The organism is Streptomyces sp. NPDC005181 (assembly GCF_040608395.1).
Taxonomy (GTDB): domain Bacteria; phylum Actinomycetota; class Actinomycetes; order Streptomycetales; family Streptomycetaceae; genus Streptomyces.
Window position 1 is genome coordinate 1 of sequence record NZ_JBEXID010000022.1, and the last position, 22,012, is coordinate 22,012.

General features: G+C 70.7%; 19 protein-coding genes. 8 read left to right on the plus strand and 11 right to left on the minus strand.

Annotated elements, in window-relative coordinates; translation table 11 throughout:
• Nucleotides 1-163: 163 nt before the first annotated feature.
• Entirely contained in the window at nt 164-931 is a 768-nt protein-coding gene (locus ABZV38_RS16665) for a transposase (RefSeq protein WP_356327650.1), read from the minus strand.
• A 358-nt stretch (nt 932-1,289) separates the two neighbouring features.
• Here ABZV38_RS16665 and ABZV38_RS16670 point away from each other — a divergent pair, with 358 nt between their 5' ends.
• From ABZV38_RS16670 to ABZV38_RS16685, 4 genes are all read left to right on the plus strand, one after another.
• Entirely contained in the window at nt 1,290-2,630 is a 1,341-nt protein-coding gene (locus ABZV38_RS16670; RefSeq protein WP_356327651.1) for a S41 family peptidase, read from the plus strand.
• A gap of 113 nt (nt 2,631-2,743) precedes the next feature.
• The gene (locus tag ABZV38_RS16675; protein ID WP_356327653.1) at nt 2,744-3,865 is read left to right on the plus strand and encodes a cation diffusion facilitator family transporter; all 1,122 of its coding nucleotides are present in this window, start codon (nt 2,744-2,746) and stop codon (nt 3,863-3,865) included.
• Nucleotides 3,862-4,053: a hypothetical protein gene (locus ABZV38_RS16680; RefSeq protein WP_356327655.1), complete on the plus strand. Its 192-nt coding sequence runs from the start codon at nt 3,862-3,864 to the stop codon at nt 4,051-4,053. The genes ABZV38_RS16675 and ABZV38_RS16680 overlap by 4 nt, the downstream gene beginning before the upstream one ends.
• On the plus strand, nt 4,014-4,292 hold the full coding sequence (locus tag ABZV38_RS16685) for a methyltransferase domain-containing protein (RefSeq protein ID WP_356327656.1): 279 nt from the start codon (nt 4,014-4,016) through the stop codon (nt 4,290-4,292). Before ABZV38_RS16680 ends, ABZV38_RS16685 begins: the two co-directional genes overlap by 40 nt.
• 3 nt (nt 4,293-4,295) lie before the next feature.
• On the opposite strand, the gene ABZV38_RS16690 is transcribed toward ABZV38_RS16685, so the two are convergent.
• The gene (locus tag ABZV38_RS16690; protein ID WP_356327658.1) at nt 4,296-4,907 is read right to left on the minus strand and encodes a TetR/AcrR family transcriptional regulator; all 612 of its coding nucleotides are present in this window, start codon (nt 4,905-4,907) and stop codon (nt 4,296-4,298) included.
• A gap of 225 nt (nt 4,908-5,132) precedes the next feature.
• On the opposite strand from ABZV38_RS16690, the gene ABZV38_RS16695 reads away from it, so the two are divergent.
• The 4 genes from ABZV38_RS16695 (at nt 5,133) to ABZV38_RS16710 (ending at nt 10,835) form a co-directional block, all read left to right on the plus strand.
• The gene (locus tag ABZV38_RS16695; RefSeq protein WP_356327660.1) at nt 5,133-5,906 is read left to right on the plus strand and encodes an SDR family oxidoreductase; all 774 of its coding nucleotides are present in this window, start codon (nt 5,133-5,135) and stop codon (nt 5,904-5,906) included.
• A 102-nt stretch (nt 5,907-6,008) separates the two neighbouring features.
• On the plus strand, nt 6,009-6,896 hold the full coding sequence (locus tag ABZV38_RS16700) for an oxygenase MpaB family protein (RefSeq protein WP_356327798.1): 888 nt from the start codon (nt 6,009-6,011) through the stop codon (nt 6,894-6,896).
• Between the two features lie 27 nt (nt 6,897-6,923).
• Complete coding sequence (locus ABZV38_RS16705; RefSeq protein WP_356327662.1) at nt 6,924-9,230, plus strand: tetratricopeptide repeat protein; 2,307 nt, start codon at nt 6,924-6,926, stop codon at nt 9,228-9,230.
• 60 nt (nt 9,231-9,290) lie between these two features.
• Nucleotides 9,291-10,835, plus strand: coding sequence for an NAD(P)/FAD-dependent oxidoreductase (locus ABZV38_RS16710; RefSeq protein WP_356327663.1), 1,545 nt, complete (start codon nt 9,291-9,293; stop codon nt 10,833-10,835).
• A 63-nt stretch (nt 10,836-10,898) separates the two neighbouring features.
• On the opposite strand, the gene ABZV38_RS16715 is transcribed toward ABZV38_RS16710, so the two are convergent.
• The 9 genes from ABZV38_RS16715 to ABZV38_RS16755 all read right to left on the minus strand — a co-directional run bounded on the left by ABZV38_RS16715 (nt 10,899) and on the right by ABZV38_RS16755 (nt 21,945).
• Nucleotides 10,899-11,870, minus strand: a complete 972-nt coding sequence (locus ABZV38_RS16715) for an acetylxylan esterase (RefSeq protein WP_356327665.1) — start codon at nt 11,868-11,870, stop codon at nt 10,899-10,901.
• A 4-nt stretch (nt 11,871-11,874) separates the two neighbouring features.
• Nucleotides 11,875-14,289: a polysaccharide lyase 8 family protein gene (locus tag ABZV38_RS16720; protein WP_356327667.1), complete on the minus strand. Its 2,415-nt coding sequence runs from the start codon at nt 14,287-14,289 to the stop codon at nt 11,875-11,877.
• Nucleotides 14,290-14,300: 11 nt separating this feature from the next.
• On the minus strand, nt 14,301-15,452 hold the full coding sequence (locus ABZV38_RS16725; protein ID WP_356327669.1) for an SGNH/GDSL hydrolase family protein: 1,152 nt from the start codon (nt 15,450-15,452) through the stop codon (nt 14,301-14,303).
• Nucleotides 15,449-16,267, minus strand: coding sequence for a right-handed parallel beta-helix repeat-containing protein (locus tag ABZV38_RS16730; RefSeq protein WP_356327671.1), 819 nt, complete (start codon nt 16,265-16,267; stop codon nt 15,449-15,451). The genes ABZV38_RS16725 and ABZV38_RS16730 overlap by 4 nt, the downstream gene beginning before the upstream one ends.
• Nucleotides 16,264-16,716, minus strand: coding sequence for a hypothetical protein (locus tag ABZV38_RS16735; RefSeq protein ID WP_356327673.1), 453 nt, complete (start codon nt 16,714-16,716; stop codon nt 16,264-16,266). Before ABZV38_RS16735 ends, ABZV38_RS16730 begins: the two co-directional genes overlap by 4 nt.
• 185 nt (nt 16,717-16,901) lie before the next feature.
• The gene (locus ABZV38_RS16740; RefSeq protein ID WP_356327675.1) at nt 16,902-18,890 is read right to left on the minus strand and encodes a hypothetical protein; all 1,989 of its coding nucleotides are present in this window, start codon (nt 18,888-18,890) and stop codon (nt 16,902-16,904) included.
• 3 nt (nt 18,891-18,893) lie between these two features.
• Nucleotides 18,894-20,681, minus strand: a complete 1,788-nt coding sequence (locus ABZV38_RS16745) for a heparinase II/III family protein (RefSeq protein ID WP_356327677.1) — start codon at nt 20,679-20,681, stop codon at nt 18,894-18,896.
• A complete protein-coding gene (locus tag ABZV38_RS16750) occupies nt 20,669-21,433 on the minus strand; it encodes an SDR family NAD(P)-dependent oxidoreductase (protein WP_356327679.1) in 765 nt (254 codons plus the stop codon). The genes ABZV38_RS16745 and ABZV38_RS16750 overlap by 13 nt, the downstream gene beginning before the upstream one ends.
• 44 nt (nt 21,434-21,477) lie before the next feature.
• Nucleotides 21,478-21,945 carry a carbohydrate ABC transporter permease gene (locus ABZV38_RS16755; protein ID WP_356327681.1) on the minus strand — a complete coding sequence of 156 codons (468 nt, stop codon included), beginning with the start codon at nt 21,943-21,945 and terminating at the stop codon, nt 21,478-21,480.
• Between the last annotated feature and the right edge of the window lie 67 nt (nt 21,946-22,012).

Below are 22,012 nucleotides of genomic sequence, written 5' to 3' on the forward strand. Positions count from 1 at the left end.
CTAGTGACACGCCACTTCGGCGTGCCCACAGGCATATCCGCAGGTCAACCTACATATTCGTGCCCTAGTCGGCACCGCCAACTGTGGAACTCAGGCTAAGGCTTGTCCCGTAAATGATCTTTGACTGGGTGTGGCGTGGTCGGTGACCAGTCCGGCTGCTCGCCTATCCGGCGAGGTTGAGGTTGTGCAGACGTGCGATGCCGAGCATGGCGTGGTGGACGCCATCGCCTTTGAGGCGGCAGTCGCGGAGGATCTTCCAGGTCTTCATGCGGGCGAAGACGTGCTCGACGCGGGCGCGGACCTGCTTGTGGGACTTGTTGTGGGCCTGTTTCCAGTCGGGCAGTTCTTCGCCTTTGCGGCGGCGGTGGGGCATCACGAGCCCGGTGCCCGGATAGCCGCCGTCGGCGATCGTCATCGTCTTGCCGACGGCAGCCTTCGCGCCGGACTCCTGCCACGCCTTGCAGTCGTTGCGGTTGCCCGGCAGGGGCCGGCCGACCAGCACGACGAGCCGGGTGTCGGCGTCGATGACGACCTGGTGGTTGGTGGAGTACCTGTAGTTCTTGGACTGCATGGCGATGGTGTGGTCGCGGGTAGGCACCAGGGTGCCGTCCACGATGAGCACGGTGTCCTTGGGGAACCGCTTGCGTGGCTGGAGCGCGAGTGATGGGCCGAGGTGGTCGATGACGCGGTCGGCCGCGGACTTCGAGATACCGAAGAGCGGAGCGAGTTGGCGCATCGTCAAGTTCTTGCGCCAGTAGGCCGCCACGAGCAGCACCCGGTCCTCCAGCGGCAGAGCCCACGGGCGACCCTTGCCGACCGGATCTGCACCTTCACGGCGCAGCGCGCTCACCGGCTTGTCGAAGGAACGCGGGCTCAGCCCGGTGAACGGGGCTATCCAGGAGGGCTCCGACGCCGTGATCACACCAGACACCGCAAGATCATCTCACCTGTGACCAGCAGTTACGGGACAGCCCTTAGGCGGTGCCAACTAGAAAGCCTGGTCACAGTTGTGACAAGGCGATTTTCGGATGCCACCCGTCGCGGCACCGATCCCGCCTCCGAACATATCTGGACATTTCAGCAACTGCAGGACCTGCTGGACGAATGGATCGTCGCAGCGACCACACAGCGGAAACACGAGCCGCCCAGCTGCTGGCCGAAGCCGTCACCCGGGCCGCCGCGGCCGGCTGGCGCACGCGTGTGCTCGACTCCACGATGGGCCGGGGACCCGAACCGCTATCCAGCAAAAGGCAGCCCTCGTGATCGCGGATGCTCGCAGAGGTCGTAGCGTGCTGGCGACCGTCTCGCTGGCCATGGCAGCCGGGACCCTGCTGGTCACGGCCTGCGCCGACACGAACCTCAGCCCTGGCAGTGCCCGGGGCGCCACAGCGGTCGCCAACCCGTCACCGGAGCCCGCCCGGGCGATGGCGCCCGAGGCCCGCGTCTACCTGACCGAAGTGCTGGACCTGCTCCAGCAAAGGGCGCTGAATCGTCACGAGGTCGACTGGCCGAGCGGGCGGCGTCAGGCGTTTGCCGAGGCCGCCGGGGCAGCGACCACCGCCGACACCTACCCGGCGATCCAGCTGGCGGTCGCTGCCCTGAACGATTCGCACACGTTCTTCTTCGGCCCCCAGGAGGCCAAGGAATTCACCGAAGCCCCCGAGACATCCGATGCGACGGCGCCGGCCTTGACGCCCCTCGGTCGACTCATCGGCTCGATGATCGGCTATGTGATGCTTCCGGGCAGCCTCGGAGCCGTCTCGGGTTATGCCCGGGCCGGTGCGGCCGCAGTCCGTAAGCTCGATGCCTCCCGGCCCTGCGGGTGGATCGTCGACCTGCGCGGTGACGAAGGAGGGGCCATCTGGCCCATGCTCGATGCCATCGCACCCCTGCTCGGGGACGGCAAGCTGGGCGCCTTCGTCGATGCCGACGGGAAGCGCGAGGACTGGGTGCTGCGCCGAGGCCGGCTGTTCCTGGGCGGCCAGGTCCTCCCCAAGGATCTCCCCGGGGGCAAAGAAGGCGGCGGGATCCCGGACTACGTGACGCACAACGCCTACGTGCTTCACCGCCCCCACCCTCCGGTGGCGGTCCTGACCGGCCCGGACACGGCCAGCGCCGGGGAAGCCACCCTGGTCGCCTTTCGGGGGCGGGCGCAGACCCGGTCCTTCGGACTACCTACAGCCGGTCTGGCGTCGGGCAATGCGTCGTACCCGCTCAGCGATGGCGCGGAGCTCGGCCTCACCGAGTCCGCCGATGTGGACCGGACCGGACGCCGCTACGGAAATTCCCCCATCGCCCCGGACGTCTCGGTGACCTCGACCGCGGTCCGGCCGGCGACCCGGTCACCGAGTCCGCCCTGGTATGGATGCAGAAGCAGCCCACCTGCCGGTCCTGACAGGCTCGGCCGGAGCGGTGCCGGGCCGCCGCCGGCCTGGTCATCTCCGCCCCCACGCGCTACACGGGCGACCGCTGCAAGCACCAGTGGGCCGCTGAGCGTCATACCGACCTTGTTTCCGATCTGGGGTGATGTCATTTCGACGCTTGCGCCGTGCGGGGTGCGTTGCGATCGGTGGTCCGGAGCCCCTCGCCGAGCTCACCAGCCTGTTCACACCGGGCGACAGCACCGCTGACCTGGTCACGGACCACCCCCGCGCCCAAGACGTATCTGCGAGGTCATCGCACCTGGTCACGGTGGGTATGACGGCTGTAGCTGCAATCGAATTCGTGTGCCACGGTGAGGTGTATGGAGGGGAATCGGCACACCCACACACCCGACCAGCACAGTCACGGGCCCGCTCACGCGGACGCTGAGCATCGGCACGAGTCCGGGATTTCGCTGCTGACGCGGCTGCGCCATCAGCTCGCCCACCTGGTCACCCCGCACAGCCACGAGGCCAGTGCCAAGGTCGATTCGGCGATGGAGACCTCCCGGGAGGGAATGCGCACGCTGTGGATCTCCCTGGCTGTCCTGGGTGTCACCGCGCTTGTCCAAGCCGTGATCGTGGCCCTGTCCGGGTCGGTGGCACTGCTCGGCGACACGATCCACAACGCCGCCGACGCGCTGACTGCTGTCCCGCTGGGCATCGCATTCGTGCTCGGGCGCAGGGCGGCGAACCGCCGTTACACCTACGGCTACGGCCGTGCCGAGGACTTGGCCGGCCTTGTCATCGTGGCGACCATCGCTGCATCCGCGGCCCTGGCGGGCTGGGTGGCCGTCGACCGGCTGCTCAACCCCCGCGACGTCACCCATCCGTTGGCGGTGGCCGCTGCGGCTCTGAGCGGGTTCGCCGGCAATGAGTGGGTCGCCCGCTACCGCATCCGCACCGGCCGGAAGATCGGTTCGGCCGCGCTGGTCGCCGACGGTCTGCACGCCCGTACCGACGGCTTCACTTCCCTCGCCGTTCTTCTGGGCGCCGGCGGTGCCGCTGTCGGCCGGCAGGCGGTCGACCCGGTCATCGGGCTGCTCATCACTGTCGCGATCCTGTTCGTCCTCAAGGACGCCGCCCGCGAGGTCTACCGGCGCTTGATGGACTCCGTCGACCCCGCTCTCATCGAAACCGCGGAGCGCGCGCTGCACGGGGTGAAGGGGGTGCTGGACGTCGGGCAGGTGAGGATGAGGTGGATCGGCCACGCCCTGCGAGCCGAGGCCGACATCGTGGTCGCCCCGCACCTGACCGTCGTTGAGGCCCACCGGTTGGCCGTCGCCGCCGAGCACGCCCTGATCCACGCGCTCCCGCGGCTGACCGCCGCGACCGTCCACACCGACCACACCTCCATCGTTGGCCACGACCCGCACGCCGTCCTCCGCCACCACGGTGAGCGGCCGGGGGCGCTGTCGGTGGCGGCTAAAAGGATCACTGGATGACAAACCTCTCTGCTGCCGTCACCGCCTACTCGGACGCCGTCGCCCCGGGTTTCGACGACGAACCGGACCACGGCCTGCGGGCCGCAGAAACCCGCGCCGAACGGGCCATGCGTCTGACCGAACGGCTCCGGTCCGCCCGGCCGACGCTGTGGATGTCGGCTGCGGCACCGGGGCACTGTCCGAGCTGATCGCCGAGGCCGGGCACCGCATCACCGGCGTCGGCCCGGCCTTGCGCACGGCTGAGCAGGCCCGGGCCGCACTCGCGGCTGCCGGCCTCGAGGGCCGCCGTCACCTCTGCGTGCTGACGGCGGTGTCGCGCAGCGGGACCGATGATGCCCGCTTCGTCGGCGGCAGGCTCGTTCGGGCGTCTCGGAGTGAGGTTCTGGCCTGGTCTCCCGAGTACGGAATCCGTCCGGACTCCTCTTGACGATCAGCTACGGACCCGCGCCACAGGTGTCTCGTCCCGGCGCAGGGCATTGAGCGCCTGGTCGAGCGAGGTCTCGAGATAGGTCAGGGAGTCGGTGGCCTGGAGCAAGGTGGCGCCACCGGTGACGGCGGTCAGGATGGCTGTCGCCGCTGCGTCGGCATCGAGGCGCGCGTCGGCCTCTCCCGAGTCCTTCAACGCCTGTACGCCTTCGGCGAGATGGGTGTGCCAGCGGTCGTACAGACGCGTGATGATGCCTTGCGTGGCCGGGCGGGCGACATCGAGCTGGGCGGTAAGTGCGGACAGCGGGCAGCCGGCGCGCTGGGCGTCGTACTTCTCGATCACGCGCTCGCGCCAGGCCTGCCACTTCTGCCAGCTGGTGAGGTCGCCGAGCATGGGCTGCTGGTCGGCGAGGACCTGTTCGGCCTCGTACTCGGCCACCGCGAGGAGCAGGTCGGACTTGCCCTGCGGGAAGTAGTGGAACAGCTGGCTCTTGCTGGTGGAGGTGGCGGCGCGGATGTCGTCCAGGCTGACTCCGGCGACACCGTGGTCGCGGATCAGGGCTGCCGCGCCGGTGATGATGCGCTGACGGGTGGCGGCTCCACGGGTGGTGAGCACGATGTCGGTGACCTCCTTGTGGGCCCGCCTTCCGGGAGGCGTCGATGGCGACCACGCTAACTCCATTGGACTTGACAGTCCAGTTCCGCGGGTTCACATTGGACCTCACGGTCCACACTGGACCTCGCGGTCCACTTGCCGCCATGCGGCCAGGACCGACTGGATCCACAGAGTTCATTCCGCGCGCCGCCACGACGCCACGCCGACGAGAAGAGACACCGCATCATGGGCACTCGCCTGCAGCACAAGACCGCTCTGGTCACCGGAGCCACCAGCAACATCGGACGCGCGATCGCCGAGGCATTCGCCGCCGAGGGGGCACACGTCGTCGTCTCCGGCCGCAACCACGAGCGCGGACAAGAGGTCGTCGACGGCATCAAGGCCGTCGGTGGGCGGGCCGACTTCGTCGCCGCCGACCTCGACGGCAGTGCGGCGGCCTCCCAGGCCCTCGCCGACGAGGCGACCCGCGTGCTCGGCGGGCGGGTCGACATCCTGGTCAACAACGCCGGCATCTACCCCGGCTCGACCACCCCGGCCACGGACGAGAAGACGTTCGACCAGGTCTATGCCGTCAACGTCAAGGCGCCGTTCTTCCTGACCGCCGCTCTCGCTCCCGCCATGGCAGAGGCGGGCGGCGGTGCGATCGTCAACCTCGGATCGTGGATCGCCCGCCTGGGCATTCCCGTCGGAGCCCTCTACAGCTCCAGCAAGGGAGCGGTGGAGACCCTGACCCGGGCGTGGGCCGCCGAGTTCGGCCCGTCCGGTGTGCGGGTCAACGCGATCTCGCCCGGCGTGGTGCGCACGCCCGCGCCGGACGAGACCGAGACGCACCCCGGTGACATCATGATGAAGGGCACTCCGGCCGGCGGGGTCGGCAGCCCCGAGTCCATTGCGCAGGCGGCGGTGTACCTGGCAGGCGACGAGGCGGCATTCGTCCACGGAACCGTGCTCGACGTCGACGGGGGCCGGGTCGGCGTGGCGGTCATCGCCGGGGCGTGACCTAGCCGGAGCGGGGCCTGGAGCATCAGCCCGGTCACAGCGCATCCTGTGGGTGCGTACGTCCTACGCACGTACGCGGCCGAGCGGGAGGTACGAGCAGACATGGCGCACGCCGACCCGGGGCTCTTCGGGCCCCAAACCGTCACCTGGCAGCTGCACGGCGACCCGATGATGTGGATCGCCGGCGTACGCGCTCTGTACCTCCAGGCGCTGCACCCCCGCGCCGTCCGCGGCGTCATGCAGAACTCCGACTTCCGCAAGGACGCCTGGGGGCGGCTGCTGCGCACGGCCGGCTTCGTCGGCACCATCACCTACGGCACCACGGAAGCCGCCGAGAAGGCGGGCGCCCGGGTCCGCAGGATCCACCGGCTCCTCAAGGCCACCGACCCGGCGACCGGCGAGACGTACGGCGTCGACGAACCCGAGCTGTTGCTGTGGGTGCACTGTGCCGAGGTCGACTCCTATCTTCAGGTGCAGCTCCGCTCCGGCCAGTCCCTCACCGCCGCGCAGGCCGACCGTTACATCGACGAACACCGCACCAGCGCCCGCCTGGTGGGTCTCGACCCCGGAGATGCACCCGCGACCACCGCCCAGCTCGCCGCCTACTTCGACCGCATGCGGCCCGAACTCGCCGCGGGCGCCGAGGCGCTCGATGTCGACGCCTTTCTCCGCCGTCCGCCCGTCCATGCCCTGCTGGTCCCGGCGCGCGAACTGCTGTGGCGGCGCGTCGCGGCACTTGCCTACCAGTCACTGCCCTCGTACGCCCATGAGCTCTACGGCAGGGCCGCGCCACCCCCGCGCACCGTCGACCGGCGCCTGCGCGTCGCCGGAAGCGCCCTGCGCTGCATCCCCTCACGGCTGCGCTGGCAACTCCCGCCCGGCCACATCGTGCAGGCGATGGAACGACTCGGACCCGGTAGCCGCCCCACCCCCTCCAAACTCCGCGGCGGGGAAGCCATACTGGACGGGCCGGGGAGGGCGCAGCAGTAGGCGAAGCAACGGGGGCGACAGCACGCGATGGCGGACACCAGGCTGATCCAGAGCCGGTACCGGCTGCTCGATCTGATCGGGCGCGGGGGCATGGGCGAGGTGTGGCGCGCCCGCGACGAGTCGCTCGGCCGCCTCGTGGCCGTCAAATACCTCAAGCCGGTGGGGCCCCAGAACGATCAGTCGTTCACCCGGATCCTGCGTGAACGGTTCCGCCGCGAGGCCCGGGTGGCCGCCGCCCTCCAGCACCGAGGCGTCACTGTCGTCCATGACTTCGGCGAACACGACGGCGTCCTCTACCTGGTGATGGAACTCCTCGACGGCCGCAACCTCAGCCAGCTCCTGGAGGACAACGAACAGCATCCGCTGCCGGTGCCCGACATCGTCGACATCGCCGAGCAGGTCGCCGACGCGCTCGGCTACACCCACCAACAGGGCATCGTGCACCGGGACCTCAAGCCCGCCAACATCATGCGGCTGGCCGACGGCACGGTGAAGATCTGCGACTTCGGCATCGCCAGGCTCGGCCACGACATCGGCTTCACCTCACGCCTCACCGGTACGGGCATCGCCATGGGCACCCCGCACTACATGTCGCCCGAGCAGATCAGCGGCGGCCATGTCGACCACCGCAGCGACCTCTACTCACTGGGCTGTGTGCTGTACGAGATCGCCACCGGAGCCCCGCCGTTCGACCTCGACGACGCCTGGGCAGTGCTCGTCGGGCACCGCGACACCCCGCCCGAACCGCTGCGCACCCACCGCGCAGAACTCCCCGGTTTCTTCGACCGGGTCGTCCTGGAGCTGCTCGCCAAGACCCCGGAGGAGCGGCCCGCCGACGCGGGCGACCTGCGGCAGCGGATCGCCGTCGGGCGCACCGGTGAACAACAGGAGCTCCCGCCGACCGGGTACGGCCGGCCGGCCGGGCATCTCCAGCCGTCGGGGCAGGTCCGGCTGGCCCCGCCGGTCCCCGTCGTACGCCCCGGCCAGCAACCCTCCGGCCTCGGGCCGCGGCTGCCGTCCTGGACCCGCGGCATGACCATCGGACACAAGGCGTCCGGGGCCACGCACCTCGGCCTCGCCCCGCCCGACCATGCCGCGGGCCTGACCGGGGAGTGGACCACCGGCACCGGCATGCGGGCCCTGACCGGCGGAGTCCCGCTCGCCCGGCCCGAGCGGCCCACACCCTCGCCGGAGCTGCTCTCCACTCTCGCCAACCGGCACAGCGCGGGCCTCAACCTGGGCCGGCTCGGCCACTGGGAGGAGGCCGGCGAGGTGCACCGCGCGGTCGCCGCCGAACGCGAACACGCCCTCGGCCCCGACCACCCCGACACCCTTTCCAGCTGGTTCGAGGTCGCGTTCACCCTCAGCCGCACCGGACGCGCCGCGGATGCCCTGCGCGCGTTCGACCGGGTTGCTCAGGGCCGCGAACGGACCATGGGCCCCGACCACCCGGAGACGCTCGCCGCCCGGCAGGAGATGGCGTTCGTACTGGGCCAGCTCGGCCGCCATTTCGAGGCCCATCAGGTGTACGCCGCGGTTCTCGCCTCCCGGGAACGGTCGATGGGCCCCGACCACCCCGACACCCTGCGCTGCCGCCACAACCTCGCGTTCAACCTCAGCAGGCTCGGGCGCCTGGAGGACTCGTACCGGATGGCCCGCGACGTGGCGCACGCCCGCACCCGACTGCTCGGCGCCAGTCACCCGGACACCCTGGTCACTCTCTACGAAGTCGCGTACACCCTGGGCCGGTTGGGGCGGTGGACGGACGCGCTGCAGACCTACCGGCAAGTCGCCCGGGGCCGCGAGGCAACGCTCGGCGCCGACCATCCCGACACGCTCTCCGCGCGCTACGAGGTCGGCATCAGCCTCGGCAGGCTGGGCCGCAGCGCGGAGGCCCTGGAGCTGTACCGCGCCCTCGTCGACGACCGGACCAGGGTGGGCGGTCCCACCGACCCCGAGACGCTCCGTGCCCGCCACGGCCTCGGCGTCAATCTGGGGCGACTGGCACGCTGGGAGGAAGCCCTCGCCGAGTCGCGCGATGTGTGCACGATCCGGGAGCGCGTCCTCGGCCCCGACCATCCCGACACCCTCGTCAGCCGCCGCGAGGTGGCGGTCGGTCTGGGCTGGCTCGGGCGCTGGGCCGATGCCCTCACGGCGTACCGGACGGTCGCCGAGGCCCGCGAGCGTCTCCTCGGCGCCGACCACCCCGATGCGCTCGCCAGCCGGAACGACCAGGCGCACTGTCTCGAACAGCTCGGGCGCGGCACGGAGGCGGTCGAGCTGTACCGCAGGGTCGCGGCGCTGCGCCAGCAACGGGGCGTCGAACCGCACTGACCAGGAACTTCCGCCCCGCCGCCTCTGGTCAGAGGCGATCCTCCCGTGTTACCAAGGGCCATGCCCGCACCTGACATGTATGACGCAGTGATCGTGGGCGGCGGCCACAACGGTCTGGTCGCCGCCGCCTATCTCGCCCGCGCCGGACAGTCCGTCCTCGTCCTCGAACGCCTCGGCAGCACCGGGGGGGCGGCCGTCTCGACCCGACCCTTCGACGGGATCGACGCCCGGCTGTCGCGCTACTCGTATCTGGTGTCCCTGCTTCCGCAAAAGATCGTCCGCGATCTCGGGCTGGACTTCGCCGTACGCAAGCGAACCGTCTCGTCGTACACCCCGACCGTGCGCGGCGGCCGCGCCACCGGACTGCTCGTCGGCGGGGACACCACTCGGGAGTCCTTCGCCGCGCTCACCGGCGGCGAGCGCGAGTACGCGGCCTGGCAGCGCTTCTACGGCATGACGCAGCAGGTCGCCGAACGGGTCTTCCCGACCCTCACCGAGCCGTTGCCCAGCCGGGACGAGCTCCGCAACCGGATCGGCGACCCGGACGCCTGGCGGATGCTCTTCGAGGAGCCCATCGGCGCGGCCGTCGAGGAGAACTTCGCCGACGATCTCGTACGCGGCATCGTGCTGACCGACGCGCTGATCGGCACCTTCGCCGATGCGCACGACCCGTCCCTGCTCCAGAACCGCTGCTTCCTCTACCACGTGATCGGCGGCGGAACGGGTGACTGGGACGTCCCCGTCGGCGGCATGGGCGCGCTCACCGACGCCCTCGAACAGGCGGCCCGGCAGGCGGGCGCCGAGATCCGGGTCCGGCACGAGGCGACCCGGATCGAGACCGACGGCACCCGGGCCGAGGTCACCGTCCGCTCGCCCGAGGGCGAACACCGGGTCGCCGCCCGCCGGGTCCTCGTCAACGCATCGCCGCAGGCCCTCGCCGCACTCCTCGGTGACGAGCCGCCGGCCCCCGCCGAGGGCGCCCAGCTGAAGGTCAACATGCTGTTGCGCCGGCTGCCCCGGCTGCGTGACCGCTCCGTCGACCCGCGCCAGGCGTTCGCCGGAACCTTCCATATCGCCGAGGGGTACGGGCAGCTGGCCGACGCCTACCGGGACGCCGCATCGGGACGGCTGCCCGCGGCGCCCCCGTCCGAGATCTACTGTCACTCGCTGACCGACCCATCGATCCTCGGCCCTGAGCTCGCCGCCAGTGGCTACCAGACCCTCACCCTCTTCGGCCTGCACACGCCCGCTCGGCTCTTCGCCGCGGACAACGAGGCGACGCGCGCCGCCCTCCTCAAGGCCACGCTCGCGGAGCTCGACGCGCATCTCGACGAGCCGATCGCCGATTGTCTGGCCGTCGACGGGAACGGCGAGCCGTGCATCGAGGCGAAGACCCCGCTCGACCTCGAACGGGATCTGCGGCTGCCCGGCGGCCATATCTTCCACCGCGACCTCGCCTTCCCGTACGCCACGGAGTCCTCCGGCCGCTGGGGCGTCGAGACGGCGCACGCCAATGTGCTGCTGTGCGGGGCGGGCGCCGTACGCGGCGGCGGGGTCAGCGGGGTCCCCGGCCACAACGCCGCGATGGCGGCGCTGGGCCGGTGACCCGTCCACGTACCTGCTGATCCGTACCTGACTTGATCTTCAACCCCGGGGTTGAAGATCAAGTCAGCCGAACACGCCGCGCAGCGCGCCCAGCTTGCGCGGCAGGTCGTACTCCGCGCCGCCCTCGTGCCCGTTGTACGTGAACACCTCGATCTCGGCCGGTCCGGCGTAGCGGTGGTAGGCGGCGAACACCGTCGACGACGGGCAGATCTTGTCCATCAGACCCACCGAGAACCACGCCGGAGCGGTCGCCCGCGCCGCGAAGTTGACCCCGTCGAAGTAGGACAGCGTCTCCATCGCCTCGTCGATCCGGAAGCGGTGCCCGGACAGCCAGCGGGCGATCTCCGCGTACGGGCCCGCGTCCGTGATCTGCGAGGCGCGCCGGTAGTGGCAGAGGAACGGCACATCGGCCACCGCCGCCACCACATCGTCGCGCAGCCCGGCCACGGCGAGGGCGAGACCGCCGCCCTGGCTGCCGCCGAGCACCGCGACCCGCGAGGCGTCCACGGCCTCGTGCGCCTTGGCCGCGTCGACGGCCCGCACCGCGTCCGTGATGAGCCGCCGGTAGTAGTGCCGGTACGGATCCTCGATGCCGCGCGTGAGGAATCCGGGGGACGAGGAGCCGTGGCCGTCGGGGCCGATGTCCGGGGTGTCCGCGGTGTTCTTGCCCCCGCCGCCCTGCCCCCGGTTGTCCATGATCAGATGCGCGTAGCCGAGGGCGCTCCAGGTCAGCCAGGAGTACGGAATGCCCCGGCCGCCGTTGTAGCCGATGTACTGCACCACGGTGGGCAGCGGCGCCGAGCGCGCCCGCGGCAGCATGAGCCACGCCTTCACCGGTTGCCCGCCCCAGCCGCGGAACGTCACATCGAAGGCATCGACGGTCGCGAACCCGGCGTCGTACGGGACGAACTCGGCGTCCAGCTCGTGGCGGGCCGTCTCGGTGAGCGTCTTCGCCCAGAAGGCGTCGAAGTCTGCGGGCTCCTCCGGCTCCGGCCAGTACGCCCGCAGCCGCTCCAGGTCCATGTCGAACAGCAAGGGTCTAGCTCCTCTTCAGGGTGAGGTTGAGGGTGAGGGTTGCGCCGTGGCGTTCAGCGGTGTCGGCCGTGATCCGGATGCCCGTGGCCGTGGCCGAGGCGCTGACGCCCGGATCGGCGGAGACGACGGTCAGACCGCGCTGCGCGAGGTCCAGCACGACCGAGGACCGCAGCTGGGTCGGATCGGACAGGGACACCGTCACCGTCTTCCCCTCGGGCCGCACCAGCACCGACGCAGGCCCGTCCGAAGTGAGGTCCTGTGCGGTGCCCGCGGTCCAGAAGTTCGCTGCGAACAGCCCGTCCGCGCAGCGGCGTACCGCATGCACGGCCGTGGAGTCGGCGACCAGCTTCACCGGCGGCGCAGCCGACCACAGTCTGGTGCGTCCGGCGGACGCGGCGGGCGCCTGCAGCCAGAAGTAGCCGGCCCTGTCCGGTGCCGTGCCGTGGTCCTGCCACAGCGTCAGATATGGGCGGGTGACGGGGGTGTCGGTGCCGTACTTGAGGTTGATCTCGCGCCAGGTCGCGGTGCGCTCCTCGCGCACACCGTTGACCGTGGTGGCCCTGGGGAAGATGTAGCCGCCGGCCCCGGCGAGGTGCAGCCAGCGGACCTGGCCGAGCCGATCCGACCAGCCCGAGCCCGCCGGCACTGCCGTGCCGTTGACGAGGAGAGCCGCCTGTGGGTCGCGCAGTTTACGGTTCTCCACGACCGTCTCGGCAATGCCCGCGTCGGCGGTGATGCCCGAGCCGACACAGGCGATCACATCGTCCAGGCAGAACCAGCTCTTCAGACCGCGCAGCGAACTCCCGAACGCGCGCAGCTCCATGCCGTACGCGCCGAGCGTCGTTCCGGGCAGCGCGGCGCCGCCCGCCCAGTCCGCCGTGCTGGTGGTGCGCTGGCCGGCCGCGTCAGCGGGGCGGCCGGCGATGACGGTGGTGCCGGGCAGCCGCGTCGGGTCGACGGTGGGCCAGTAGTCCTCGCTGTAGTGCCCGAGATCGTCCGTGTAGAGCAGAACCATGCCGTCGGAGAGATGCCAGGCGTGCAGATTCTCGTTCTGGATCGACTCGTAGTTGTAGATCCTCGACGAGTACGCGGAGATGCCGAGTGCGAACGACGGCCGGTGGTGGGCCGCCTTGTCCTTCCGCGGGTGCTGCTGGTGGGCGACCAGCGGGCCGCGCGCCGGGACCGGCGAGGCGATGATCCGCCGGGCGGCGACCAGCGTCGCCAGGTCGGTTGCTGCGAGGAAGTCCCGGTAGGTGTCCTCGGCGATCCACTGCTTGACCAGGGCGGTGAACCGGTCGGCGGCGTCCCCGGGGAAGCTCGGGATCAGCCGCACCACCGCTTCGATGACCGTCTGCGCCGAGACATGGCCCTGCTTGCTGGGGCGGGCGATCTCGCGCCCGCACACCGACGCCATCACATCGCCGCGGGCGATCAGCGGGTCGAAGCCGTCGTCGACCCAGTGCCGGACGTTGTCGAGATCGGGGTCGGTGACCGTCCACGGCGTCCCGGCGAGCAGGTTCAGCAGCCGCGAGAGATTGCCGAGCAGCTCTTTGCCGTAGCCGCCGTTGTACGGGTGTTTGTAGTGCTGGAGGAACGATCCGTCGGAGTAGAACCCCTCACCGGTGCCTTCCGCGGCCGCACTGGTGTCGTTGAACGCCAGCACAATGTTGGCCCCCGAACCCTCGACGTCCGAAAGAGCGTCACGGACTCGGACGAGATCGTCGCCGTTGTCGCGCAACACCGCGTTGACTGCGACGACGGTGGCGATCCACACCCGGTTGGCACCGGTCGCGATCTGCCGGTCGGCCCGCCACAGGTTCGGGTCGGGGGTGTAGTGCCGGACGGCCGTGCTGATCCGGTCCAGCCGCTCCGTACCGAGCGCGTCGTACAGCAGAACGGACGCGTCGTTGAGGGCGAGCGCGGAGCCGATCTCCCAGTCCCAGTCGTTGTCGAACCTGGTGTGCTCGGGGCCGTAACGGTGTGTCAGCATCCAGTCGAGGCCGGCCAGCAGCAGATCGCGCAGCGCGGCGTCGCCGTACTGCGGGGTGCCGGGGACGGCCCACGCGGTCGCGACCGTGACGAGGCGCTTGAAGGACGTGGTGACGTGGTTGGAGAGCGTGGTGCTGGTCAGATCGGGGAACAGCCCGTCGGTTCGGGTCGGGTCGAGGCCCTTGACGGACGTGGTCGCGGCTTTGCCGATCCTGGCCACCGTCGCCGCGATCTGCGGGTCCGTGAGATCGAGCCCCGGGCCGCCGGTGAGCAGGGTGTGCCAGCGGGTGCGCAGGGCGGCGACGTCACCCGCTGCGGCGAGTGCGGTCCCACCGGCGGACGTGACAGGCAGCGCGGCGGCTGCGCCGAGCGCCGCCACTCCGGCGAGAACAGTGCGTCGGGTGGTGCCCCGGGTAGTGCCTCGGTTCATGATGCGGGCCCTCACAGGAGGTGTCGGCGGTCGACGGCCGCGGCGAGCGCCGCATGGCCGGAGGGGTTGGGGTGCAGTCCGTCGCCGCTGTCGTGCGCGGGCAGCATCCGCGAGGGGCGGTCCGGGTCGCGGACCGCTGCGTCGAAGTCGGCGACGGCGTCGAAGACCTGGCCGGTGCGCACCGCCGCGTTGATCCGCTGCCGGACCGCTTCGAGCCCGGGCGTCCAACGGGCCCAGCCCTCGAACGGCGTGATGGTCGCGCCGACGACCCGCAGCCCGGTGCCTCTGGCGCGCAGGACGAGCTGCCGGTAGCCGGCCAGGACGAGCGCGGGATCGGTCTGACTGGGCGGCTGCTGAAGGTCGTTGACCCCGAGATGGACGAACACGGTCCGCAGCCCGGGCAGTGACAGCGCATCACGGTCGAAGCGGGCCTGGACGCTCGGTCCGAACCGGGTGTCGTCCAGCAGCACCCGGTTGCCGCTGATGCCGAGATTGGCGACGGCCGAGCCGGGAAGGCGTCGCGCCAACTGGTCCGGCCAGCGCAGATCGGCGTCGTCCGGCGTGCCGACACCCTCGGCTATGGAGTCGCCGACCACCGCGATCGCCGGCCCGTGCGCGCCTGTCACGTCGACGCCCGTCAGCAGGAACACGGAGGTCGTGCGGACGCCGTCGACACGGTGCGAGGCATGGGTGTTGCGGTGGAAGGAGAGCGGTCCGGTGGGGCCGGACAGCCGGGTCTCCACGGTCAACCGGCCCGCTTCTGTGGTACGCAGACCCGGGACCGGATCACTCGTCAGCGAGGCGCCCGCGGCGATCCATGCCTGCGCACGCCCGCCGAAGGTCACGGGCTGCCCGCCCGCAGTCACCGGCCCGATCAGGACCGGTACGGTGCCGAACGCATGCCCGTACCGCAGCCGGATCTGTCCGCCGGCCGACAGCCGGACGGTGGCGGTGAACGTCCCGTCGGTCAGTCCGGTGCTCGCCAGGGTGTCGGTTGCGGTCGGCGCGGTCTGTGCGGTCGCCCAGGACGTCGTCCAGCGTGACCGCTGCGCACCGTTTCGCGGCGCCTCGGCGGCCTGCGTGTGCGGCGCCGTCGCGGCGACCGCGGCCAGCCCGGCAGCCGCCGTCAGTACCCCGCGTCTCGCGGGTCCCCGGCCGGTCATTGCGGGCACGCACCCGTCGGCGTGTACTCGCTGCCGTAGGTGCCGACCGCGTAGCCGCCGGTGTTGCCGCTCATCGTGTTGGTGCACACCGGGCCCTGCGGAGTGCGCATGAACTTGATGCCGCCGCCCGCGTTGTCGGTGATGGTGTTGCCGTAGATGCTGGTACCGATGCCGTCCGTCGCGGTGTCCCCACCGAGCCGGATGCCCGCGCCGACGTTGTCGTGAATGGTGTTGTAGCGGAAGATGTTGCCGCTGCCGCGCGCGTCGAGCCCACGCGAACCGGCGTCCTTCTGACCGCTGCAGTCGTTGTACTCGACGTAGTTGTTGGTCGAGTTCTCCTTCACGTCGACGCACTCATTGCCCTGGGTGGCGATGGTGTTGTGGTGGATGCGGTTGTTCTTGCTGATGTCGGGGGCTGCGTCCGGGGCGCCGTTCGCGCCCTGCTGCTCGGGGGCCGTGCCGAGGTAGATGCCCTCACCGTTCTTGCCACCCCCGCCGAACTTGAAGTCGGCCACGCCGCAGTTGGTGATGGTGTTGCCGAAAATGTCGGCGCCGGTCACGAGATAGCGCACCCGCAGACATTCGTCGGCTGCACCGGCGGCGAGGTTCACCACCGCGCCCGTCGGCGCCAGGTCCACGGCCTTCTGGATCGTGGCGAGCGGAGCACTCGCAGACGTACCTGCGTTGGAGTCACTGCCCGACGGCGACACGTAGTAGGCGGTCGCCGACTCCGCCGCGACCGACGGCGGCGGGAAGGCGAGCGGAGCGCCCGCGGCGAGTGCGGCGACGAGGGCGGTGTGCAGTAAACGGCTCATGGGGTGTGCCTCCTGGGATCGGCGAAGGACAGGGCGAGGAGTACGGGAATGCTCGGGCCCAGAAGCAGCGGCCCCAGCGGTACGACGAGGGAGAGCAGCGTTGCGGAGATCACCGCACCGAGCAGTGCGGTGCCACGGGCCGCGGACCCGAAACCGAGCACGAGCGCACCGCGCGACCAGGAACGGACCGTCTCCTGCGGCGAACGGCCTGCCTCGGCAGCCAGCGCCACATGGTGGATGACCGCAGCCGCCGCGATGCCCACTTGCGCGGCGAGCACCACGAACGTCCAGGGCTCCGAACGGCCCAGCAGGTGGACGATGTTGGCGGTGAGGACGAGCGCCGCGACGGTGGACGCCAGTGAGTGGAGCCACAGCGCGCGCCAGTACTGCGCTGCGGGAACGCCGTGAACGCGCGGGTGAAGCAGCGGGTGTCCCCCTCGGTGCGCCACCGTTGCAGGGCGTACCCCATCGCGGCGAGCGCGGGCAGCCACGTCACGACGCCGAGGGACAGCACGGCGAATGCGGCCCCAGCGGCTGCCGGGTAGGCCACGAACTCCAGCCGGCGCAGCAGCGTCGGCCATCCGGACGGGCCGGCGGCCCGCTGTTCCGGGGGTGAGAGGGTTGCCTGCATGGGTCAGCCGACCTTTCCTGTGTACGGCTCCGAGACGTCGAGGAGCACGCGTCCGTTCAGCTCCAGCCGCGTGGCCGCGACGACGTACGGTGCACGGGCGTCGTCGCGGAGGAGCACGGCCGCGGCATCGGCGCAGACGGCAGCGGTACGGATCCGGCGCGCGACGGGGGAGAGCAGCACCGTTTCGCCGTGGAAGATGACGCCGTGCCCATCCGCGCACTCCGCTCTCTCGCCCGAGTCCGCCGCACCGGGCGTGATCGCCGTGAGGAACAGTCCGGAGACGGACCGGGAGGACATCGACCGGAGTGTGTGCAGCGTGCGGGTGAGACGCAGCTCCGGTGTGCTGGACGTCGGATTGGCCTCGACCTCGGTGACCTCCCAGGTGACCGATGCGTCGAGCGGGGCGAACTGCCGTACCCGCGCCACGGCCGAGCCGGACCGGATCAGCCGCGTACCGTCCGGCTGCGGCTCGGTGGGCCGGTCGGTCTGGAGGAGGAACGTCCACTCCCGTCCCTCGCCCGGTTCCGACTCCGCCAGATCGAGCAGCACCAGCCGCCCCGACGGGGTGAACACCAGCGTCCGGTCGAGCCGCCGCACCCCGAGCCCCGGGTCGTACATGGCGGCGATCTCCGCTGTCGCGTGCGCCCAGCCGCACTCGTCGCCGATCAGCACATCGCGCTGCCGGGCCTGTCGCTCGAACGGAAGGTCCTGGTAGACGTGGTACCGGCCCTCGTCCGCGTACCCCTGCCCGTCCACCAGCAGCAGATTGTGGTGCGCGGCCCGTTTGCGGTTGCTGTACCCCTCGTCGACCGCAAGGAACTCACCCTGCGAGACCATCACGAAGGAGCCGGAGTCCGGGTGGTGGTGCCCCTGGTTGAGGGTCTCCCAGCCCCGCTCGGCGCGGTGCTTCGCAGATGTCTCCCACGCCTTGTGACCGCCGCCCGGACTCGCCTTGAACGAGACGAGCGTGGCGTCGTCGTCCCAGCCCGTACGCGCCGCGAGCAGTCCCAGATCCGGGAAGAACGCCCGGGTCTCGGTGGGCCGCGTTGCCTGCACGGACGGGTCGTACCAGAGGTATTCGAGGAGGGCCTCCGGGAGGATCCCCGGTCGCACCCCGCTCTTCGACGCCTCCTGCCAGAGCAGCTCGCCCGACGCCAGATCACCCATCCACTGCGCCTCCGGAATGCCGTACTGCGCAGCCAGGCGGTAGTACAGGGCGGCGCTGTGACCGCTGCGCCGGTCGTGGCAGTCGCCGTGGTCGACATTGCGGGCGAAGCCGGGGGCGGTCTGGTGCAGCCGGTAGCGGAACGTACGGGACAGGAAACCGCCCCGGTCCCACCAGTCGATGCCCTCCGCCTCCTGGAGGAGATCCAGATGGATCGCGAGGAACGGCACGCCGTAGCGCCAGTAGACGACACCCTCGGCGTGCGAGCCGTCCTCCGGCATCAGATCGAGGACCGTACCGAGGTTCTCCTTGGCGCGCTCGGTCCACTCCTCCTTGCCCAGCACGTATCCGGCCGTCGCCAGCCCTGCGTAACAGATCCAGTTGTGGTTCTGCCAGTAGGACGACGACCACCAGCCGCCCTCGCTCGCCACCGCGAACTCGTACATCCGCCGCCCCTGGAGCAGCAGCTTGTACCGCAGCAGTGCCCGCAACCCGTCCGGCAGCTCGTCACCGATCCACCGGTAGGCGAGCGACAGATGGTGCAGCAGCCAGCCTGCGTCCAGATCGTGGTCCGGCATATGGGCCTTGCCCCAGTGCGGCAGCCGGACCGCCGCTTCGATCCAGCGTCGGCTCTCCGCCAGATGGGCCGGGTCACCGCCGACCCGGTGGGCCAGCGCCGGATTCGATGCGGCGGGACCCAGCCAGGTGATGCTGGCCAGGGGGTGGGTACGGGGCGGGGTCAGCCCGCGACGGCGGGCGGCCTCCCCGTACAACCGCGCCTCCTGGGCGGGGCGCGGGCCGGGCGGCGGGGTCGCCGAGAGCAACAAGAGTCAGTCCTCCGTCCGGAACTGCGCCGTGCTGCCGTCGGCCAGACCGACCGTCAGCCCGTCACCGTCCAGCTGTACGTCGGTGACGGCGGGCCCCGCCGACGACGCCTGGTACACCGAGGCGAACGTGACCCGCTGCGCCTCGGCGGTGAAGTCGACCTGGGTGCGAATCCGCTGCGGATCGTCGGCCGGGCCGGGGCCCGGCCGGGTGACCGGACGGACCGGTACGCCGGCGATGTGCGTGTGCCAGCCGTGCAGCGTCTCGTCGCCGTACCACGTGGTACGCACGGGACCGCCGGCCTGCAGCTGGACGTCCAGCGCGACGCCGGGGCGCAACTGCGCGGTGAGCTGCCGGGAGTCCTCCGCCGTCACGGTCAGCAGATCGACGAGACAGCTGTCACCGACCGTGATCCGCCGCACCGCCCGCACACCTGCGTACGCTTCGGTCACCTCGGCGCGGACGGAGGAACCGTCCGAATCGAGCAGTTTCCCGGTGCACTCCGCCTGCTCGGCGCGGTCCACCCGGAAGGTGGGATGCGCTTCCGTGGATGCGTACAGATCACGGAACTCGGCGTGGGCATAAGGGACCTGACCGGGATCGGGCTGCCATGGGGTGGTGTCCCCGTACAGATACAACGAGAGCTTGTCGCGATGTCCGTGCGAGCCCCCGTGCGGACCGAAGTCCAGCAGCGCATGGATCCCCGCCCCACGCAGCACCGCATATCCGCTTGCGCGGAACACCGTGACCGGACCCGGCGCCGGACGCTCCGGCAGCGGCGGGCCCGCGAACCAGCCGCCCACCGCCCGGTCCAGCCCGTCGTCGTGCGTGCCGAGCTCGGCACGGGCCCGCTCGGCCACCGCCTCCAGGGCTGTGGACGGCACCAACCGTTGTGTCAGCGCTACCAGTTCGAGCCACTCCAGCGCCAGCGGATGGCGCAGATACGGGCCGTCGTGCAGCGCGGGGAGAATGCTGCCGGGTGTGGCGACGGTCGCCAGCACATCCGTCATTGCGGCGAGTACGTCGACCACATCGGACGGAATGGCCGCCGGATCCGTGGAGCGCAGCGCCAGCAGCGCGGCGCGCAGCACGAACCCGTGGTAGTAGGTGCTGCCCTCCCACTCCCAGCCGTCGTCGGCGACCGCGACGCGCAGATGCGCGTACAGCCCGTGGTCGCCGTCGAGCCATACCTTCGCGCCCTGCCACTCCTGGCCGCGGGCGGCGGCCGCGCCACGACTCGCCGCCACTCCTGCGGCGTTGAGCCAGGCGGTGTAGTTGGATGCGAGGTGCCCCTGCCCCGTAAGCACTCCCCGGGCGTCCAGCGTCGCGCGCTCCAGATCGTCGAGGAGCGGCAGCACCGCTGCCAGACCATCCGCGGAGTCCTCGGCCAGGGTGATGACGGCATGCCCGATGTTGACCGCCCAGATGGCGTCGGTCAGCGCCTGGTGGAAGAGGCGGCCGCGCAGCATCCAGGCCTGTGCCTCGCCGTGCCGTTCGGTGGCGAGCTCCGCGTACAGACCGGCGTACTCGATGAGCCGCGCCACCGCCTCAGCCCGCTCGCCTCGGTGGGCGAGCACCCGCAGATGCCGCGCCCACGCCTGGTGCGACAGCACCAGCCAGGCGCCGCGCACAGCCTCGTCGTCCACCCGGCAGCCGTACGCGCACCGCGCACCACCGTCCGGGAAGGCCCCGGCGAGCAGATCACCGTGGTCGAGCTCGATCCCGTGTGCCGGGCAGACGTACGCGTGCCACCAGCCGCCGCGCTCCCGGGCGATCCGCCTCAACGCGGCCATACGCCACCGTCGATGTCCACCGTGGTGGCGGTGAGGAAGCCGGACGACGGCGACGCGAGGTGGACGACGGCCGCGGCCACATCCTCCGGCGTGCCGGCCCGGCCCACGGGGATGCCCGCCTCCATCGACTGCTGCGCCTCCGGCGCGGTGAACGTGTCGTGGAAGGCGGTGCCCTTGATGAAGCCCGGGGCGACGGTGTTGACCGTGATCCCGGTACCGCCGAGTTCCTTGGCCAGCCCCTTGGTGAAGCCGCGGACACCGGCCTTGGCCGCCGCGTACGCCACCGAACCGGGGCCGCCGCCGTTGTGCGCGGCCAGCGAGGACATGGTGATGATGCGACCGGCCGACGACTTCGTCAGATGCGGCAGCGCGGCCCGCACCGTACGGAACGTCGACGTCAGGTTGGTGGAGATCACCCGGTCGAAGTGGTCGTCGGTCATCTCGGCGATCGTGGCGCGGCCGATCAGATGGCCCGCGTTGCAGACCAAGACGTCCAGACCGCCGAGGAAGCCGGTCGCCTCCTCGACGACCCGGTCGACGTCCGTCGCCACGGTCACGTCGGCCTGGAACGCCTTCGCCCTGCGGCCCAGCGCCTCGATCGCGGAGACCGTCTTCACGGCCTCGTCGGCCGAGGAGTGGTAGTGGACGGCGATATCGGCGCCGGCCTCGGCGAGGGCGACGGCGATGGCGCGGCCGATGCCGTGGCCCGCTCCTGTCACCAGTGCGCGGGATCCGTTGAGATCAGCAGACATGGGGGTCACCCTTTCGATAACCGGCCGCTCAGGACCGGAACCGGTCACTTGAGACCGGCAGTTGCAAAGCCCTGCACGAAATAGCGCTGGCCGATGAGGAAGAGAACGACCATGGGGAGGGTGGCGAGCGTCGTGCCCGCCATCAGGAAGTGCCACTGGGTGCCGTTCTCCGTCTTGAAGACGGAGAGCCCGACCTGGATCACCCGCAGGCTGTCCGTGCAGGTCACCAGCAGTGGCCAGAGGAAGTTGTTCCAGGACGACTCGAAGGTCAGCAGCGCCACCGTGGTGAGTGCGGGCTTGACCTGCGGCGTCATGATCCGTGCGTAGATCCGGAACTCGCCGAGCCCGTCCAGCCGGGCTGCCTCCTCCAGCTCCACCGGAAGATCCAGGTAGAACTGGCGGAAGAGAAAGACGGCGAACGGGGTCACGGCGCCAGGGACGATGAGCGCCCACCAGGAGTCCAGCCAGCCGCTGCCGCCCTGGCCGAAGATGTCACTGGTAAATCGATGCACTGATGCTAGGAACGCCTCAAGAGGGACGTCAACAGCTGATGCACAAGAATTTTCAAGGAAGTTAACG

Coding starts and splice junctions, on each gene's coding strand:
- ABZV38_RS16675 (WP_356327653.1), top strand. CDS start 2,744: ATGGAGGGGAATCGGCACACCCACACACCCGACCAGCACAGTCACGGG.
- ABZV38_RS16680 (WP_356327655.1), top strand. CDS start 3,862: ATGACAAACCTCTCTGCTGCCGTCACCGCCTACTCGGACGCCGTCGCC.
- ABZV38_RS16695 (WP_356327660.1), top strand. CDS start 5,133: ATGGGCACTCGCCTGCAGCACAAGACCGCTCTGGTCACCGGAGCCACC.
- ABZV38_RS16700 (WP_356327798.1), top strand. CDS start 6,009: ATGGCGCACGCCGACCCGGGGCTCTTCGGGCCCCAAACCGTCACCTGG.
- ABZV38_RS16705 (WP_356327662.1), top strand. CDS start 6,924: ATGGCGGACACCAGGCTGATCCAGAGCCGGTACCGGCTGCTCGATCTG.
- ABZV38_RS16710 (WP_356327663.1), top strand. CDS start 9,291: ATGCCCGCACCTGACATGTATGACGCAGTGATCGTGGGCGGCGGCCAC.
- ABZV38_RS16720 (WP_356327667.1), bottom strand. CDS start 14,289: ATGAACCGAGGCACTACCCGGGGCACCACCCGACGCACTGTTCTCGCC.
- ABZV38_RS16725 (WP_356327669.1), bottom strand. CDS start 15,452: ATGACCGGCCGGGGACCCGCGAGACGCGGGGTACTGACGGCGGCTGCC.
- ABZV38_RS16730 (WP_356327671.1), bottom strand. CDS start 16,267: ATGAGCCGTTTACTGCACACCGCCCTCGTCGCCGCACTCGCCGCGGGC.
- ABZV38_RS16745 (WP_356327677.1), bottom strand. CDS start 20,681: ATGGCCGCGTTGAGGCGGATCGCCCGGGAGCGCGGCGGCTGGTGGCAC.
- ABZV38_RS16750 (WP_356327679.1), bottom strand. CDS start 21,433: ATGTCTGCTGATCTCAACGGATCCCGCGCACTGGTGACAGGAGCGGGC.